General features: G+C 70.5%; 15 protein-coding genes. 10 read left to right on the forward strand and 5 right to left on the reverse strand.

Annotated elements, in window-relative coordinates; all coding sequences use genetic code 11:
* Positions 1-143 precede the first annotated feature (143 nt).
* From ACWEO7_RS34910 to ACWEO7_RS34920, 3 genes are all read left to right on the forward strand, one after another.
* Positions 144-347 (forward strand): YbdD/YjiX family protein, encoded by a 204-nt coding sequence (locus ACWEO7_RS34910; protein WP_379255412.1) that lies wholly within the window; start codon positions 144-146, stop codon positions 345-347.
* Between the two features lie 163 nt (positions 348-510).
* Complete coding sequence (locus tag ACWEO7_RS34915; RefSeq protein WP_452429600.1) at positions 511-2,142, forward strand: DNA-3-methyladenine glycosylase 2 family protein; 1,632 nt, start codon at positions 511-513, stop codon at positions 2,140-2,142.
* The gene (locus tag ACWEO7_RS34920) at positions 2,139-2,681 is read left to right on the forward strand and encodes a methylated-DNA--[protein]-cysteine S-methyltransferase (protein ID WP_452429602.1); all 543 of its coding nucleotides are present in this window, start codon (positions 2,139-2,141) and stop codon (positions 2,679-2,681) included. Before ACWEO7_RS34915 ends, ACWEO7_RS34920 begins: the two co-directional genes overlap by 4 nt.
* Positions 2,682-3,204: 523 nt before the next feature.
* Here the strand turns inward: ACWEO7_RS34920 and ACWEO7_RS34925 are convergent.
* Complete coding sequence (locus ACWEO7_RS34925; protein ID WP_452429604.1) at positions 3,205-6,405, reverse strand: AAA family ATPase; 3,201 nt, start codon at positions 6,403-6,405, stop codon at positions 3,205-3,207.
* 34 nt (positions 6,406-6,439) lie between these two features.
* Positions 6,440-7,615, reverse strand: coding sequence for an exonuclease SbcCD subunit D (locus tag ACWEO7_RS34930; protein ID WP_450015802.1), 1,176 nt, complete (start codon positions 7,613-7,615; stop codon positions 6,440-6,442).
* Between the two features lie 307 nt (positions 7,616-7,922).
* Here ACWEO7_RS34930 and ACWEO7_RS34935 point away from each other — a divergent pair, with 307 nt between their 5' ends.
* Both ACWEO7_RS34935 and ACWEO7_RS34940 read left to right on the forward strand, forming a co-directional pair.
* Positions 7,923-9,068, forward strand: a complete 1,146-nt coding sequence (locus tag ACWEO7_RS34935; RefSeq protein ID WP_452429606.1) for a DNA recombination protein RmuC — start codon at positions 7,923-7,925, stop codon at positions 9,066-9,068.
* Between the two features lie 58 nt (positions 9,069-9,126).
* Entirely contained in the window at positions 9,127-9,990 is an 864-nt protein-coding gene (locus ACWEO7_RS34940) for a DUF6542 domain-containing protein (RefSeq protein WP_450015798.1), read from the forward strand.
* Positions 9,991-10,047: 57 nt separating this feature from the next.
* Here ACWEO7_RS34940 and ACWEO7_RS34945 read toward each other — a convergent pair whose 3' ends face one another.
* Positions 10,048-11,058, reverse strand: a complete 1,011-nt coding sequence (locus tag ACWEO7_RS34945; protein ID WP_452429608.1) for a 4-hydroxy-3-methylbut-2-enyl diphosphate reductase — start codon at positions 11,056-11,058, stop codon at positions 10,048-10,050.
* A 252-nt stretch (positions 11,059-11,310) separates the two neighbouring features.
* On the opposite strand from ACWEO7_RS34945, the gene ACWEO7_RS34950 reads away from it, so the two are divergent.
* Genes ACWEO7_RS34950 through ACWEO7_RS34965 form a run of 4 tightly spaced genes read left to right on the forward strand, consistent with a single transcriptional unit; the run spans position 11,311 to position 13,901 of the window.
* Positions 11,311-11,964 carry a lipid droplet-associated protein gene (locus ACWEO7_RS34950; RefSeq protein ID WP_452429610.1) on the forward strand — a complete coding sequence of 218 codons (654 nt, stop codon included), beginning with the start codon at positions 11,311-11,313 and terminating at the stop codon, positions 11,962-11,964.
* On the forward strand, positions 11,961-13,283 hold the full coding sequence (xseA, locus tag ACWEO7_RS34955) for an exodeoxyribonuclease VII large subunit (protein WP_452429612.1): 1,323 nt from the start codon (positions 11,961-11,963) through the stop codon (positions 13,281-13,283). The genes ACWEO7_RS34950 and xseA overlap by 4 nt, the downstream gene beginning before the upstream one ends.
* Position 13,284: 1 nt before the next feature.
* A complete protein-coding gene (locus ACWEO7_RS34960) occupies positions 13,285-13,560 on the forward strand; it encodes an exodeoxyribonuclease VII small subunit (protein WP_450015790.1) in 276 nt (91 codons plus the stop codon).
* The gene (locus ACWEO7_RS34965) at positions 13,557-13,901 is read left to right on the forward strand and encodes a VOC family protein (RefSeq protein WP_452429614.1); all 345 of its coding nucleotides are present in this window, start codon (positions 13,557-13,559) and stop codon (positions 13,899-13,901) included. Before ACWEO7_RS34960 ends, ACWEO7_RS34965 begins: the two co-directional genes overlap by 4 nt.
* A gap of 18 nt (positions 13,902-13,919) precedes the next feature.
* Here the strand turns inward: ACWEO7_RS34965 and ACWEO7_RS34970 are convergent, their stop codons facing one another.
* Positions 13,920-14,423, reverse strand: coding sequence for a GNAT family N-acetyltransferase (locus ACWEO7_RS34970; protein ID WP_452429616.1), 504 nt, complete (start codon positions 14,421-14,423; stop codon positions 13,920-13,922).
* A 189-nt stretch (positions 14,424-14,612) separates the two neighbouring features.
* Positions 14,613-15,179 carry a DUF4245 domain-containing protein gene (locus tag ACWEO7_RS34975; RefSeq protein WP_452429618.1) on the reverse strand — a complete coding sequence of 189 codons (567 nt, stop codon included), beginning with the start codon at positions 15,177-15,179 and terminating at the stop codon, positions 14,613-14,615.
* Positions 15,180-15,306: 127 nt separating this feature from the next.
* On the opposite strand from ACWEO7_RS34975, the gene glpX reads away from it, so the two are divergent.
* Positions 15,307-16,350 (forward strand): class II fructose-bisphosphatase, encoded by a 1,044-nt coding sequence (glpX, locus tag ACWEO7_RS34980; protein ID WP_356966745.1) that lies wholly within the window; start codon positions 15,307-15,309, stop codon positions 16,348-16,350.
* Positions 16,351-16,456 lie beyond the last annotated feature (106 nt).

A 16,456-nucleotide genomic window follows, 5' to 3' on the forward strand; every position in this document is an offset into this window, starting at 1 on the left:
CCGGGGACGCCGTCTCATTTCAGTCCTCGCAGGACAAGCAACAAAAGCGTTCCCCGGAGGTCCCAGCCATGAACGAAGGTAGTGCTATCAGCGACTCCGCGAAGCAGGGCGCCGATCGGTCCGCGCGACCGGTCGGCGCCCGGCTGCGCGCCGCGGCCCGCGCCTGCGGCGACGGCGTCCGAGCGGGCGTCTGGTGGTTCGACTCGATCCTGGGTGGGCAGGACTACCAGCGTTACGTGGAGCACCTGCGGCGCAGCCATCCCGGCTGCGCCATCCCGACCGAGCGGGAGTATTGGCGGCAGCGGCATGCCGAGGCCGATCGCAATCCGGCCAACCGGTGCTGCTGACCGAAAAGATTTTCGGCGCGCGTCACCACATGCCGAGTCGGTAGTTGCCACAACTGTTGACCGGGCAACGGCTGTGCGATCTCATGGTCGTCGTGCGAGGTCGCGGCTGCCCCCAGCGATGGTGGCCGATTCCCGCTAGCACGGGTTCGCCACAGCTGCCATTGTGGTGTGCGTGACGATCACGGCATTGGATTTCGAACGTTGCTACCGGGCGGTGTCGACCCGGGACTCGCGATTCGACGGGCAATTCTTCACCGCGGTGCGAACCACCGGAATCTATTGCCGTCCTTCGTGTCCGGCGATCACGCCGAAGCGGGCCAACGTGTCGTTCCTGCCGACCGCCGCCGCGGCGCAGCAGGCGGGTTACCGCGCCTGCCGCCGCTGCCTGCCGGACGCGGCGCCCGGCTCGCCGCTGTGGAACACGAGGGCTGATCTGGCCGCGCGGGCGATGCGGCTGATCGGAGACGGCGTGGTCGAGCGGGCCGGGGTACCGGGGCTGGCCGCCACGCTCGGCTATTCCCAGCGGCAGCTCACCCGGGTACTGACCACCGAACTGGGCGCGGGGCCGCTGGCGCTGGCCAGGGCGCACCGGGCGCACACGGCGCGGCTGCTGATCCAGACCACCGCGATGGCCATGTCCGACATCGCGTTCGCGGCGGGTTTCGCCTCGATCCGCCAGTTCAACGACACGGTGCGCGAGGTGTTCGCGGTCAGCCCCACCACCATGCGGCTCGAAGCGCAGCGCGCGAAAACCGGAGCCCCAGCGCGTCCCGCGCCGTCCGGCAGCGGCTCGCTCACGCTGCGGCTGCCCTACCGGGAACCGCTCGACCGGGCCTGGCTGGAATGGTTCCTGTCCGCGCACGTGGTGCCGGGCATGGAATTGTGGGAGGACCGCGCTTACACCAGGAACCTGCGCACACCACACGGGCACGCCACCGCGCGGCTGAGCTTCCAGCGCGACCATGTGCGCGCGGATTTGTCCCTGCACGACATGCGCGACCTCGCGCCGACGGTGACCAGGCTGCGGCACCTGCTCGACTTGGACGCCGACCCGGTCGGCATCGATGAAGCACTCGGTGTTGGGCCTACGGCGCACGGCGGCTCCCCGAAACGGCCGCCTGAGCAGGCCGCCGAATATCTGCCGGACGCGGGGGCGGGGTCACCGCCGGAGAGCGAAGCGCTGACCGAGATCGACCCGGTCGACGTGGGTCGCCCGTCGTTCACCCCCGGTATCCGTGTGCCCGGATGCGTCGACGGGGCAGAACTATTGCTGCGCACCATGATCGGGCAGCAGATCTCGGTGGCCGCCGCCGCCACGCACACCGCCCGACTGGTCGAGGCACTCGGAGAACGGGTGGACGGGCCGATCCCACTGCTGTTCCCGACGCCGGAGGTGATCGCCGAACGCGGCGCCGAGATCTTGACCGGACCGGCGCGGCGCATCCGATCCATCATCGCGGCCGCCGAGGCGCTCGCCTCCGGGGAGCTGGCGCTGCACCAAGGGCGCACCGCCGCCGACCTCCGCCGCGACCTGCTCGCGCTGGACGGTGTCGGGCCGTGGACGGCCGACTACGTGACCATGCGCCTGCTCGCCGATCCGGACGTCCTGCTCGGCACCGACTTGGTCGTCCGCCGCGGCGCGAGCCTGCTCGGCATCGACCTGACGGACACCGCGCGCTGGGTGCCGTGGCGGTCGTACTTGTCCATGCACCTGTGGAAAACGGCACTGACCAGCCGCGCCACACCTTCCGTTGTCCCCGCGCTCGCCACTACGAAAGGCAGTGTCGAATCATGAACGCCAGCTTCGCCGTCCGCACCGACGTCGGCAGCACCCGCACCGTCACAGCGGATTTCGCCGTCACGGAGACACCGCTCGGCCCGTTCACCACGCTCGTCGACCCCGACGGCGCGGTGCTGGCCTCCGGTTGGACCTCCGATGCGGAAAACCTGCGCGGCCTGATCCATCCCGCCTTGCGGCCCGGCCGGCTGCGGCAGCGGGATTCGCTGGGCGAGGTGACCGGTGCCGTCACCGCCTATCACGAAGGCGATCTCACCGCGGTCGACCCGATTCCCGTTCGCCAGCAGTCCGGGGAATTCCTCGTGCACGCCTGGGAAGTGCTCCGCGCCGTCCCGGCCGGGAGCCCACTCACCTACACCGAATTCGCTGCCCGCGCCGGCCGCCCCGACGCCACGCGCGCCGCGGCCAACGCCTGCGCCCGCAACGCCGCCGCCCTCTTCGTGCCCTGTCATCGGATCCTCCGCATCGGCGGCGCACTCGGCGGCTTCCGCTGGGGATTGCCGGTGAAACGGTGGCTGCTCGACCACGAGGGGTGAAGTCTCGCGGCTCGCCGACTCGCCGCGCAGGGCAGCGGCCACGAACAGGAGGAGATCTACAGCGACGGCGTGCGTCACGTCGGCGTGCTAGCCCAGGACGGCAACAGCCTGTCGTTCGGCGAGGCCGGAACGTGCTGATCGCCGACCGTCAGTCCTCGATGCTCAGTCAAGGGTGCGCCGGGCAACTCAGCGTGCCCGCGCGCGGCCTGCACGGTGCCGCTCATCCGGTAGGTCGCGCGGACGCCTACGGTCGCCGTGGCTCACTCTCGCGGCTGCTTCCCAGCCGGAAGCGTGCACGTCGTTCGGGCGGATGCGAGGCGAACACGCCCACGCTCCGCGGCCTACGGGCCGCCTCTCGCGGGTAAGGACGTGATGCGCTGCGTCCGGACAAGACCGCTCGGCAGTGCAGCCGATATGTTCACGTCCGGTACGCAGCGGCCGGTAAGGCGTCGGCGGCGTGCCGCCACGGCCGGGTACACCCACCGCCTGCAGGGCTCAACCGCCGAGCCCCCGCAGTCCGCGCTCAGGCGATCGTCGCCTGGAGGTGGGAGCCGTCGCGGCCGCGTACGACGTGCAGGCGGCTGGGGATGCGCTGGCGCATCTCGTCCACGTGACTGACCACGCCGACCACGCGTCCGCCCGCGCGGAGTTCGTCCAGCACGCCCATCACGGCGTCCAGGGTGTCGGCGTCCAGGCCGCCGAATCCCTCATCGATGAACAAAGTGTCCAGCACGAGGCCACCGGATTCGGCGGCGACGGTGTCGGCCAGGCCGAGCGCCAGCGAGAGGGAGGCCATGAAGGTTTCGCCACCGGACAGCGTCTTGGCCGGACGGATGGCTCCGGTGTAGTCGTCACGGATGTCCAGGCCGAGGCCGCCTCGGCGACCACGCGGCCCGGCCTTGTCCGAGTGAACGAATTCGTAACGGCCGCCGGACATTCTGCGTAGCCGCAGCGATCCCGCCTGGGCGACCTCCTCCAAGCGTGCGGCCAGAACGTAGGAGTGCAGGGACATGCGGCGGTTGTTCGCACCACGCCCGGCGACCAGGTCGGCGAGACCGTCGAGTTCATCGAACGCTTGTTGTGCCGGGGCGATCCGGTCCACGGCGGCCCAGAGCTGGCCGCCGAGCTCCTCGAGTTGACTCGCTCGCCTGCTCGCCTCCGCATGGGCGGCCACAGCGGCGTTGAGCGCGGTCTGCGCGGCCGTCACCAGCGCGTCGAGCTCGGCGGGGTCGCCGGGCTCCTGCGCCGACGCCGCTCGGATCTCCGGTTCCGCCAGCACCGCTTCCGCCGCGGCACGGGCACGGTCGGCGGCCACGAGTTCCGCTTCGATCTCGGCCTGCCGCCGAGAGTCACGCGACGCGGCGTTGACGACTTTCGCGTAGGCGGTCAAGCGCGCGACATCGTCTCCCATCGTGTCCCGAGCTCGAGTGCCGAAAAGCGCCGGTTCTTCGGCGCCGACGGAATCCGAAGCGGCCATCTCGGCGGATTCCAGGAGCTGAGCCGGACCGCTGGCCAGAGCCGAGCCCTCAGTAGTGACCGACGCGGAGCCCGGAGCCAACGGCGAACCGCCATACTCGCCTTCCGGCACGAAACCCGCAAGACCGGCGAGGTTTTCGACCCGATCGGCGATCAGGGACACCTGCTCACGCGCCGCCACCGCTTCGGCGCGGGCGTCGCGCAGGGCGGTCGCCTCGGCGACGAGAGCGGCGAGCCGGGCACGGCGGCGGTCGATGGTCAGGTCCGCGCCCGCCGCGCTCCGCAGCCGGTCGGTGAGCTCGCCGAGGCGCTTTTCGGCGGAGGCGACAGTGGCGGCGACCGCGCTGCGGCGCGCCTCGGATGCGCGCAGCTCGTCGTGCAGGCGTGCCTCGTCGCCGCGCAGGCGCGTGAGTTCGGCTTCCAGCCCGTCGGCGTTGGCGGCCAGTTCCGAAGTGTCCTCGTAGCGTTCGGTCGCGGCGCGCAGGGCCGCGGCGAGTTCGACGCGGTCGGTATCGCCGCCGCGAGCGACCAGCGCTTCGATCTCGCGCTCCAGGCCGGTGATGCGAGCCAGCGCGCGATCGCGGACGTCCTCCGCGGCACGCTCGGCCGCCGCCGCGGCTTCCTCCTCGTCCTTGGACACCGCGGTGTCGGTCGGCTGGGCGGGTGCGGGATGCTGCGCGGAACCGCAGACCGCGCAGGGGCTTCCGTCGACCAGCTCGCCGGCCAGTTCGGCGGCCATTCCGCTCAGCCTGCGCTCACGCAGATCCAGCACGAGTTCTTTGGCGTCGAGGTGCGCGGCGCGGGCCGCGTCGAACTCGATGCGGGCGTGATCGAGCGCGGTGCGCCGGGCGGCCAGCTCGACCGCGGCCGTGGCGGCCGCCTGCAACCGTTCGGTCTCCGCGGTGATGCCGGGCAGGGCGGCGACCGCTTCGGCGGCCTCGCGCAGCCTGGCCTCGGCCGCGGTGAGCACGGCGGGCAGCTCCTCGCGCCGCGCGGCGAGTTCGGTGACGCGCCGGGCCAGCGTCGCGTCCTCGGTGCGCAGGGCGTCGAGTTCACCGCCGAGCCGGGTGGCGGCGGCGGCGTCGGTTCGCACTTCGTCCAGCGCACCGATCTGCGCGCTCCAGCGCTGGACCGCCGCGTCGATGTCGGCGTCATCGCGTACCCGATCGCCGTCGACCAGTTCGGCGCCGCCGAGTTCGGCGCTCGCCGGTTCCAGCAGGCGGGCTGCGAGCCGCGCTGCCGCCGTGTGCTTTTCGCCCTCCCGCCTGCGCTCGGTTTGCACCGCCGTACGCGCTTCGTCGATGGCGGCGACGACCGGCGCGGCCCGGCGAGCGAGGTCGAGCTCCGCTTGCAGTGCGGCGCGCCGATCCGCGCCAGCCGCGTAGTCGTCCAGTTGCGCGCGTGCCGCGCTCATGCGGCGACGCAGTTCGCGCAGCCGACGCTGCTGTTCGGCCTGCTCCCGGACGCGCGCCGATTCCGCCTGGCAGCGTTCGACTTCTGCCACGGCCGTGGCCAGATCAACGCGCGCGGTGGACAAAAGATCCTGCGACCACCCGACGCATTCGCCCGTACCGACCGAATCCGCTACCCCCGCAGCCATGCCCACCTGCGTGATCAGCCGCTTGATGCCGTCGGTACGAGCATCCAGATCCGATTCGGCGGCGCGGCGCTTGTCGGCGAGCCACTGCTCGGCGGTGCCGAAACGCTTCGTGTCGAAAAGTTTTTCGAGCAGCTTCTCGCGATCTTCGTTGTCCGCGCGCAGGAAGCGGGCGAAGTCGCCCTGGGGCAGCAGCACCACCTGGAAGAACTGGTCGGCGCTCATGCCGAGCAGGCGCAGCACCTCCTCGCCGATATCCGGTATCCGGGAGAGGTTCTCGCCCCGGCCGTCCAGCCAGGCCAGCGTCGCCTTCGGGTTGATCGTGCGCATGCCCGTGCCATCCCGCTTGGGACGCTGGTACTCGGGGCCTCTGGTCAGACGCAGTCGCCGCCCGCCCAACGTCGCCTCCAGCACCACCTCCGGTGGTGTCTGCTCCGGTGCGTGATCGGAATGCAGGCGCTTGCTCTCCCCGCGCGCACCGGGCACCCGGCCGTAGAGCGCGAACGCGATCGCGTCCAGCACCGTGGTCTTGCCCGCGCCGGTCTGGCCGTGCAGCAGGAACAGCCCGTCGGCGCCGAGCGCGTCGAAGTCGACGACCGTGGTGGCGGCGAACGGGCCGAAGGCGGTCATCTCCAGCTTGTGCAGCCTCATGCCGCCGCGCCTACGCCCGGCCTCGGCAGGGCGCTCATGCGGTCAGTTCCTCGGCGGCGGCCACGGTGGCCACCTGCTCCGGTTCGGCGACGGCGGCGGACAGCGCCCGCTCCAGCCAGGTCATCTCGCTCGAGCTGGGTGCGCCGCGGACGTCGGTGAGGAAGCTGTGGGCTACTTCGATGTCGCGGCGGCCGTGCACCCGCTCACGGTAGCGCAGGTCCGGGCTGCCCTCGGGCCGCACCCATTCGACGTGCACCGCGTAAGGGAACCGTTCGCGCAGCTTGCGCATGGCGTCGACCGGGCGGGCGACGTCGGTGAGCACCGCGGACACGTAGTGCTGTTCGGCCGTGCCGTACTCGGCGCCGCTCAGCAGTTCGTCCAGGGTGCCGGTCAGTTTGCTCAGGCCCCGCACCGTCGGCAGGTCCCTGCGGCGCACCGCTCGCAGGCCGGACGCATCCAAGTCGACGATCCAGACCGCTTTGCGATGCGCGTTCTCGCCGAACGAATACGGCAGCGGCGAGCCGGAGTAGCGCACCGCCTCCGCGAGCGTCTGCGGTGAATGCAAATGGCCGAGGGCCACGTAGTCGATGCCGTCGAAAGCAGCCAGCGGAACCGTCTCGACGCCGCCGACCGAGATGGAGCGTTCCGATCCGGTGGCTTCCCCGCCGACCACGAAGGCGTGGGCCAGCACAACCGTCCGCGCCCCGGGCCGCCGCGCGATGTCGGCACGTACGCGAGCCATGGCCGCGTCCAGGATCTCCGCGTGCGAGCGCGCCTGCGGCACTGCGAGTTCCGCGCGGGTGATCTCCGGTTCCAAGTACGGGATGCCGTAGAACGCCACCGGCCCGTGCTCGTCTTCCAGCAGCACGGGCCGATCGGCGTCGGCCACGGTGGTGCGCAGATGCAGCCCGCCCGCGGCGGCGAAGCTCGCGCCGGCGCCCAGCCGAGCGGGCGAATCGTGGTTCCCCGAAGTGGCTACGATCCGGGCCCCCGCACTGCGGATCGCCTCGAATCCCCGGTTGCACACCGCGATCGCGTCGGCGCTGGGAATCGACCGGTCGTACACGTCACCCGGCAGCACCACCACATCGACCGATTCCTCGGCTACCAGCTCCGCGATGGCGGTCAGTGAACGAGCCTGGTCGGCAAGCAGATCGACCCCGTGGAACGTGCGCCCGATGTGCCAGTCCGAGGTGTGCAGCATCCGCATGCCGCGAAACCGTAGGGCAAGGCACCGACAGACTTCAATCGCCCCGCCCGCTGTGTCGGGTTCGCCCAGCCGGAACCCGGCGTGTCCAGCCGACGTGTCCGAATCGGCGGATCCCGTTCGGCGACGAGCCGAAACCTCACGCAACTCTTGGCCTCCCGAATCCCACGGCGTGGGCGATTCCGGATGCCAGAATCCGAACAGCTATGTGAAATTTTCGGTAACGCGCTGGCCGAGCCGGTTTCCGACGCGATGCCGAGCAGTTGCCAGATGCTCGTTCTTGTCGGTGACGTACGGCACTATCTCCGCTATGACCGCACCGATGCTCGTCGCCCTCGTGCTGGTGTTCGCCGCCGGTCTCGGCCTCGGCTGGCTGGGCCGCGCCGCGCGGGACGGGCATCGCGCGGCGGCGGCCGAGGCGCGGCTCACCGCGGCGGCGGACAACGAACGGCTGCTGCGGCAGTCGCTCACCGCGGCCAACGAGGATGCCGCGCGGAGGCATTCGCACGCCGTCGGCGCGCTGGTGGAACCGCTGCGGGCGGCGGTCGGAGCGCTGAACGAGCACATCCAGCAGGTCGAGCGACAGCGGCTCACCGCGTATTCGAGCCTGCGCGAACAGGTCGCGAGCATGCAGCGCACGTCGCATCAGCTCACCGGGCAGACCGGCCGGCTGGTCGCGGCGCTGCGCGCGCCGCAAGTACGGGGACGATGGGGCGAGATCCAGCTGGAGCGGGTGGTCGAGCTGGCCGGGATGACCAGGCATTGCGATTTCCGGACCCAGGTGAGCCGCACCGGTCACGGCGAGGACGACCGCACGGTGCGACCCGATCTGGTGGTGCGCCTGGCGGGCGGCAGGCACATCGTGGTGGACGCCAAGGTGCCGTTCGCCGCCTACCTGGACGCCTGCGGCACCGACGACCCCGACGTGCGCGCCGAGCTGCTCACCAGGCACGCCAAACATCTGCGCGCGCATGTCGACCAGCTGTCGGACAAGGCGTACTGGGCCGCCTTCGACCCCGCACCCGAATTCGTGGTGCTGTTCGTGCCCGGCGATCCGTTCCTGGACGCCGCCCTGACCACCGACTCCGAGCTGCTGGAGTACGCGTTCGGCCGCAATGTGATCCTCGCTACACCGACCACCCTGATCGCGTTGCTGCGCACCATCGCCTTCGGCTGGCGGCAGGAGGCGCTCTCCAAGGACATGGCCACCGTGCAGCGGCTCGGCCGTGAGCTGTATCAGCGGCTCGGCATGACGGGGAAACATCTGGACCGGCTGGGGGCGCAACTCGGCAGAGCTGTCGAGGCTTTCAATTACACAGTGGCCTCGGTGGAGTCACGAGTGATGGTCACCGCGCGCAAACTGCACGAGCTCGAGATAGCCGAGCAGGAAGTGCCCGAGATCGGGCGTGTGGATTCCCGGCCTCGCGCGGTGAGCTTCGCCGACGCGGGCGAGTAACCGGGACTATGGCCGTGCCGCCACGCCGCCGAGAGCGGCGGCAACTAGTGTGCATATCGTGGCTGCTTCCGAACGTGTGCGATCCCGGGTGCCCGCGCCGCAACGCTCGATCCTGCCGTCGGTGCCGGGGATCCCGGTCGGCGCGGCGATCCTGATCGCGGTTGCCTGCACGTTTCTGGGATTCCTGATCGATGCCAGCGGCGGCAGTGCCGAGCTGACCGGCACGTTCGCCGCGCTGTACATCGTGGGCTGTGTGGCGGCCGTCGCCGCCGTTCGCTACCGGGGCTTGTTCAGCACGATGGTGCTGCCGCCACTGCTGCTCTTCGTCGCCGTCCCGCTGGCCTATCAGCAGCTCACCGGCCGTGGCTCGACCTCGATGAAGGACATCCTGCTGAACCTGGCGATCCCGCTGGTGAACCGGTTCCCGACCATGATGCTGGCCACGGTGGTGGTCCTGCTGATCGGTGGCGCCCGGATCTACCTGCACCGCCGGGAAGAGGGAGGCGACAAAGCACCACGCCGTGGCGGCAGCTGGGGCAAGTCACCTGCGAAGAAGACCAAGCCCGGCCGTTCCTCTCGTGGCCTGCCGGACTCCGCGCGCCGCAGAACCCGCCGCCCGAAGGACGAGCCCGCCGTGCCGGAGTCGGCCGACGCCGAACAGCCCGCTGCTCCCCGCCCGGCCCGCCGACCGGCAGCGCAGGTCGCCGATACCCCGCCGCGCGTCGCCCCCTCCCGTCCGCGCGAAGGGCGGACTCCCGCTCGGGGCCCTGCCCGCCCGACCGGTGCCATGCCGCGGGCCGAAGGCGAACCACCACGCGGCGCGGGCCGCCGCCGTGAGATGCCGCCGCACCCCCAGCCCAATGTGCGCTATCGCGAACGCGATTCGAACCGCCCGGAACGGCGCAGGCCAGAGAATCTGTAGGCGAGGTCGCTCGGTGCGGTCGGAGCTGGATACCGCACGCTCGGTGCGGGCCTGGCGTCAGCGCCGGGCGTCGCGCAGTTCGCGGGGAAGGGCGAAAACGAGGGTTTCGTTGGCCGTGGTGACCGGCTGGACGTCGCCGTAGCCGTGCTCGGCCAGGCTGTCCAGCACACCGCGGACCAGGATCTCGGGCACCGAGGCGCCCGAGGTGATGCCGATCGTGCGGACGCCGTCGAGCCAGGCCGGGTCGATCTCGCGGGCGAAGTCCACCAGATACGCGGCCTTGGCGCCCGCACCGAGCGCCACCTCGACCAAGCGCACCGAGTTCGACGAGTTGCGCGAACCGACCACGATCACCAGATCGCATTCCGGAGCCATCGCCTTCACCGCGACCTGGCGGTTCTGTGTGGCGTAGCAGATGTCGTCGCTCGGCGGGTCCTGCAGGGCGGGGAAGCGCTCGCGCAGCCGCTGCACCGTCTCCATCGTCTCGTCCACGCTCAACGTGGTCTGCGAGAGCCAGATCACCTTCGACTCGTCGCGCACGCTGACCTGGTCCACCGCGCCGGGCCCGTCGACCAGCTGCACGTGCTCGGGCGCCTCGCCCGCGGTGCCCTCGACCTCCTCGTGGCCCTCGTGACCGATCAGCAGGATGTCGTAGTCGTCACGGGCGAACCGCTTCGCCTCCTGGTGCACCTTGGTCACCAGCGGGCAGGTGGCATCGATGGTGTGCAGATTGCGCTCGGCGGCCGACGTGTGCACCGCGGGGGACACGCCGTGCGCGGAGAACACGACGACCGCGCCCTCGGGGACCTGGTCGGTCTCGTCGACGAAGATCACGCCGCGCTCGCGCAGCGTCTCCACGACGTGCCGGTTGTGCACGATCTCCTTGCGTACGTAGATGGGCGCACCGTGCTTCTCCAGCGCCTTCTCGACGGTTTCGACCGCCCGGTCCACGCCGGCGCAGTACCCGCGCGGCTCCGCGAGCAGCACGCGTTTTCCGCCGTCGGCGACGGTGCTTGCGGCACCTGCCGAGCGGGCGATTCCGACGTTCAAGGGAATGGCCGAAGACATGCCCACAGGATACGTGCGGCCCGGGATCGCGCCACGTCCGGGAGTTGCCCGTCACATTCCCGCTGCGACCCGCGGATCGGGATCGTAAGCCGGGTCTACGACCGGGTGCGACGATTGTTTCGGACGGCCCGCCGGGTTCCTGCGCGCATTTCCGCGATATGAGTGCGGTCCCGCCGATCGGCTACGACCCGCGAATACGCGAACCGCGCGCCCCTCCTTTGCATAACACACCATTTCCGGCAGGCTAGGACCATGTTTCGACCACCCTTTCTGGCCCGGGTCGCCGCAGGCGCGGCCGTATACGCCCTCGAGGAATCCCGTCGGCTACCCACGGCGGCAATGAATTTCCCGATCACGGCCATCAGTCAGGTGCTGCAGACGACGATGCACGTCCAGCAGTTCGTCACCAGTCTGGCCCTGAAGGGCGACGCGGTTTTCGACCGTTTGGCCAACCGCCCGGTCGAGCAGCCGGAGTGGGCCACCTTCGACGAGGACCTCGCCGACGACCCGAGCCCCAGCACGCTGCGCGCGAGCCGATTCGACCTCTACACCGCCGATGATCCCGACGCGTTCCCCGCGCCCGAATCCTTCGCCACGGACGACACCCGTGCAGGCGCGACCAACGGCCATGTCGCCTCCGTGACGCCGATCGGCGAGCCACCGGCCGAGGAGCCGGACCCGGACACCGATCCCGAGACCGTCGCGGAAGCGCCCGTCATCGCCGAACCGGAAGTCGCCAGCCGCTACGACTACGCCAACATGACCCTGGCCCAGTTGCGCGCCCGCCTGCGCCTGCTGACTATCGATGACCTCACCGCGCTGCTGGAGTACGAGCAGCACACCCGCGCCAGGGCGCCGTTCGTGACCATGCTCACGAACCGGATCGCCACTGTGCAGGCCCAGTGACCGAACCCCGGACACCCTCGTCGCCGACGGCTGGCCGGGAGACCTCCGGCCAACCCGCCGCCTCTCCGGCCAACTCCGCTGAGCATCCGTGGCCGGTGCGTTCGGTCTCCATCAAGGTCGCCCAGTGGATCGACCGGCTCGGCAGCATCTGGGTGGAGGGCCAGATCACCCAGATCAATCTGCGGCCCGGCACCCGCACCGCGTTCCTGGTGCTGCGGGACCCGTCCGCCGACATGTCGCTGTCGGTGACCTGCGATCCCGACCTGATCCGCAATTCCCCCGTTCCCCTGCAAGAGGGCAGCCGGGTGGTCGTCTACGGCAAGCTCTCCTTCTTCACCGGGCGCGGCACGATCTCGCTGCGCGTGCTGGAGATCCGGCCCGTCGGCATCGGCGAACTACTGGCCCGCATCGAACGGCTGAAGGCGCTGCTGGACGCCGAGGGCCTGTTCGATCCCCGGCTCAAGCGTCCGATCCCGTTCCTTCCCGGAACCATCGGCCTCATCACCGGCCGCGCGAGCGCCGCGGAGCGCGATGTGCTGAGCGTCGCTCGCAATCGCTGGCCCGCGGTGCGTTTCGAGATCCGCAACACCGCCGTGCAAGGGCCGACCGCGGTATCGCAGATGCTGACGGCGCTGGCGGAGCTCGACCGGCATCCGGACGTCGAGGTGATCGTGCTCGCGCGCGGCGGCGGCAGCGTGGAAGACCTGCTGCCGTTCTCCGACGAGGCGCTGTGCCGCGCCATCGTGGCCGCGACCACGCCGATCGTCAGCGCGATCGGCCACGAACCGGACAACCCGCTCAGTGACTTCGTCGCCGATCTGCGCGCGGCCACGCCGACCGACGCCGCCAAACGGATCGTCCCGGACGCCGCCGCTGAGCTGGCCTGCATTCGTGAACTGCGCGAACGCACCGCCGCGGCGTTGCGGGGTTGGGTCGACCGAGAGACCAAGGCGCTCGCCCAGCTGCGTTCGCGACCCGTGCTGGCCGATCCGCTGCGCGAGATCGATCGCCGCCAGGAAGAGATCGAACGTCTGCGCGCGGCCACGCACCGCTGCGCCGAGCACTTCGTCCGCACCGAAGCCACGGCCACAAGGCATCTGCGCGAGAAACTCACCGCCGTCGGCCCCGCCGCCACACTCGCCCGTGGCTACGCTGTCGTGCAGCGGGTCACCGGTCGGGAACGCGAGGTGGTGCGTTCCATCGAGGACGCGCCCGCCGGCAGCCAGCTGCGCATCCGGGTCGCCGACGGGGCCATCACGGCCGCCGCGCTCGGCACCCAGGCCCTCGGCGCCAAGAACACCGACACAGGGAGGAACTGACTTGGCCCAGTCCGGCAAGTCCACCGAAGCCGAGGGGACGGGCGCCGACCCGGCCGACGACGCCGCGGAGATCGCGGGTTTCGGCTACGAACGCGCGCGCGACGAACTCGTCAACGTCGTCAAGATCCTCGAACAGGGCGGCCTCGACCTCGATGAATCCCTCGCTCTGTGGGAGCGCGGCGAGGCGCTGGCCAACCGCTGTGAGGAACACCTGGCGGGCGCGCGCAAGCGTGTCGAGGACGCGCTGCACCGCACCGACCTGGAGCGGCAAGAGTGACCATCCGCCGCGCCACGCCCGACATCCGCACCACCGATCTGGCCGCCAGCCGCGACTTCTACCGGCTGCTCGGCTTCCACGAGGCGATGGACCTCGGCTGGGTCGTGACGATGGCCTCGCCGTCCAACCCGACCGCGCAGGTCCTGCTCGTCGGCCCGGACGCCGAACAATTCCAGCCGGACATGAGCGTGGAGGTGGACGACGTCGACGCCGTGCACGCGGCGGTGACCGCCGCGGGCGCCGAGGTCGTCTACTCCTTGCGCGACGAGCCGTGGGGCGTACGCCGCTTCTTCGTCCGGGATCCGAGCGGGACCATCGTCAACGTGGTGAGCCACCGCTGACGACGGCCCCCGGCCTCGTCAGCGCGATGCGGCCACGGCGCGGAACCGTGCGACGCCGTCCGCGCTGCTCACCTGCTCGAATCCGGCCTTCTCCAGCACCCGCGCCGACGGCGGATTCGACAGCTCCACCTCGGCGTGCACCGCACGTACGCCGGGTGCGGTGAGCGCGTGCGCCGTGAGGGCGACGGTGGCCTCGGTGGCGTACCCGCGACCGCGCCGCGAGCCGACGATGCCGTACCCGATCTCCAGGTCACCGTCGGCGGGCGGCCAGAACAGCCCGGTCGATCCGACGACGAGCCCGGTCGAGCGCTCGATGACGAGCCGATGCCCGAACGGCCCGAGCCAGTCCGGGTGCGCCGCGAGCAAGCCCGCGACGACGCGATCGCCGTCGGCAGGGAAATCCGCCACCCACTCGGCGTGACGGCGGCCATCGAGCACGGCGGCCGCCGCAGCGACGGTCCACGACCGCAGAATCAGCCGTTCGGTGCGCAGGTCGGGGGAAAGGGAAACAGACACAGACACGTGACACTCCTGGTCATCGAAGAAAGACCGGTCCGCGTCCGCGGAAAAATCAGTGGCGCGCGAACCGGCGAAAGGCATGCGAAAGACGGCTGAGGACAGCCATATTCATCGACCTCCGAAAACCGGTTCGGCACGTGTCTCGTACCGCGGCAAAGCTAACGAACGCGCGGAGCCGAAGACAAGCGGATTTCAGGGCTTCAGCGGTTGCGCCGCGGTAATCGCCTGGGCGAGCGTGCTGAACGCCGCCTGGTTGCCCGCGCCGGTGATCAGCACGCGGGACTGGCCGAGGTCGGTGATCCACGCGGTCTCCGAGCCCTGCTCGGCGTATACGATCCATTTCTGCGCGCCGACCTGCTCGGTACCACTGGCGTAGCGCGACCCGAGCACGAACCTGGCCAGCGCCTCCTCGGTCGCGTTGCTCTGGGTGAACCGCATGTAGGTGCCCTGCGGCGTGATGTAGCCGACCGTGCTGACCGGCCCGCCGCCGTTGCCGCCGATCGACTCGCGACTGCCGGAGTTCGGCGTCCAGTCCGCGGGCAGGTCGGGGTTGCGGATGGGGAACGGCAGGGAACGAGCGTCGGCGGTGAGCGCGGCGCGCGCGTCGAAATGCGGGATCCGACCCTGCGTCGGACCGTTCGCGGCGAAACTGCATTGGCTGGCCAGCCCGGCGAACACCAGCGCGATCAGGACCAACGGGATCAACGACCAGAACAGATCCCGGTAGTCGTTCAAGATGCGCGGCTTTTGGTACGACACGCTCCCAGTATCCACTCGTGCGGCGACGCCGCCCCCTGCACCCCGGCACCATGAGCAGGGGTGTACGGCCGTGCCACATCGAATGAGACAATTGACCGGTACGTACCGACGCACAGGAGGCCCCGCAATGACGGCAACTTCCCCTACCCCTAGCCGCCGCGAGGCGCCCGACCGCAACCTCGCACTCGAGCTGGTCCGCGTGACCGAGGCAGGGGCGATGGCCGCGGGCCGGTGGGTCGGACGCGGCGACAAGGAGGGGGGCGACGGCGCGGCCGTCGACGCCATGCGGCAGCTGGTCAGCTCGGTGTCCATGCGCGGCATCGTCGTCATCGGCGAGGGCGAGAAGGACGAGGCGCCCATGCTGTACAACGGCGAGGCCGTCGGCGACGGCACCGGCCCGGAAGTGGACTTCGCCGTCGACCCGATCGACGGCACCACGCTGATGTCCAAGGGCGTGCCCGGCGCGATCTCGGTGCTCGCGGTCGCCGAACGCGGCGCCATGTTCGACCCGTCCGCGGTGTTCTACATGCACAAGATCGCCGTAGGCCCCGACGCCGCCCACGTGATCGATATCTCCGCCCCGATCGCGGAGAACATCAGCCGGGTCGCCAAGGCCAAGAATTCCGCGAAGTCCGACCTGACCGTCTGCATCCTGGACCGCCCCCGGCACGCCGAGCTCATCCAGCAGGTGCGTGACGCGGGCGCCCGCATCCGCCTGATCTCCGACGGCGACGTCGCGGGCGCGATCGCCGCGGCCCGCCCCGACTCCGGCACCGACATCCTGGTCGGCATCGGCGGCACCCCGGAGGGCATCATCGCCGCCGCCGCGATGCGCTGTATGGGCGGCGAGCTGCAAGGCATGCTCGCGCCCAAGGACGACGAGGAACGGCAGAAGGCCATCGACGCGGGGCACGACCTCGACCGCGTACTGACCACCGAGGACCTCGTCTCCGGTGAGAACGTGTTCTTCTGCGCCACCGGCGTGACCGACGGCGACCTGCTGCGCGGCGTGCGCTACTACGGCGGCGGCGCGTCCACCCAGTCGATCGTGATGCGCTCGAAGTCCGGCACGGTCCGCATGATCGACGCCTACCACCGCCTGACCAAGCTGCGCGAATACTCCTCGGTCGATTTCATCGGCGACGAGCACGCGGTCCCGCCGCTGCCGTAATTTTTTTCCAGCGCCTGCGGCGCTGGGTGTTCGCGGCCCCTTTGTGGCTCGCGTTTGCGCGACCACCGCTGGCGACTTCGTCGCGGACGCGGTGGCCGCGCAAACG

The organism is Nocardia sp. NPDC004260 (assembly GCF_053603155.1).

What these genes read in the sequence shown, in the direction of transcription:
- ACWEO7_RS34920 (WP_452429602.1), top strand. Translation starts at nt 2,139, where the DNA reads ATGAACGCCAGCTTCGCCGTCCGCACCGACGTCGGCAGCACCCGCACC.
- ACWEO7_RS34925 (WP_452429604.1), bottom strand. Translation starts at nt 6,405, where the DNA reads ATGAGGCTGCACAAGCTGGAGATGACCGCCTTCGGCCCGTTCGCCGCC.
- ACWEO7_RS34930 (WP_450015802.1), bottom strand. Translation starts at nt 7,615, where the DNA reads ATGCGGATGCTGCACACCTCGGACTGGCACATCGGGCGCACGTTCCAC.
- ACWEO7_RS34935 (WP_452429606.1), top strand. Translation starts at nt 7,923, where the DNA reads ATGACCGCACCGATGCTCGTCGCCCTCGTGCTGGTGTTCGCCGCCGGT.
- ACWEO7_RS34945 (WP_452429608.1), bottom strand. Translation starts at nt 11,058, where the DNA reads ATGTCTTCGGCCATTCCCTTGAACGTCGGAATCGCCCGCTCGGCAGGT.
- ACWEO7_RS34950 (WP_452429610.1), top strand. Translation starts at nt 11,311, where the DNA reads ATGTTTCGACCACCCTTTCTGGCCCGGGTCGCCGCAGGCGCGGCCGTA.
- glpX (WP_356966745.1), top strand. Translation starts at nt 15,307, where the DNA reads ATGACGGCAACTTCCCCTACCCCTAGCCGCCGCGAGGCGCCCGACCGC.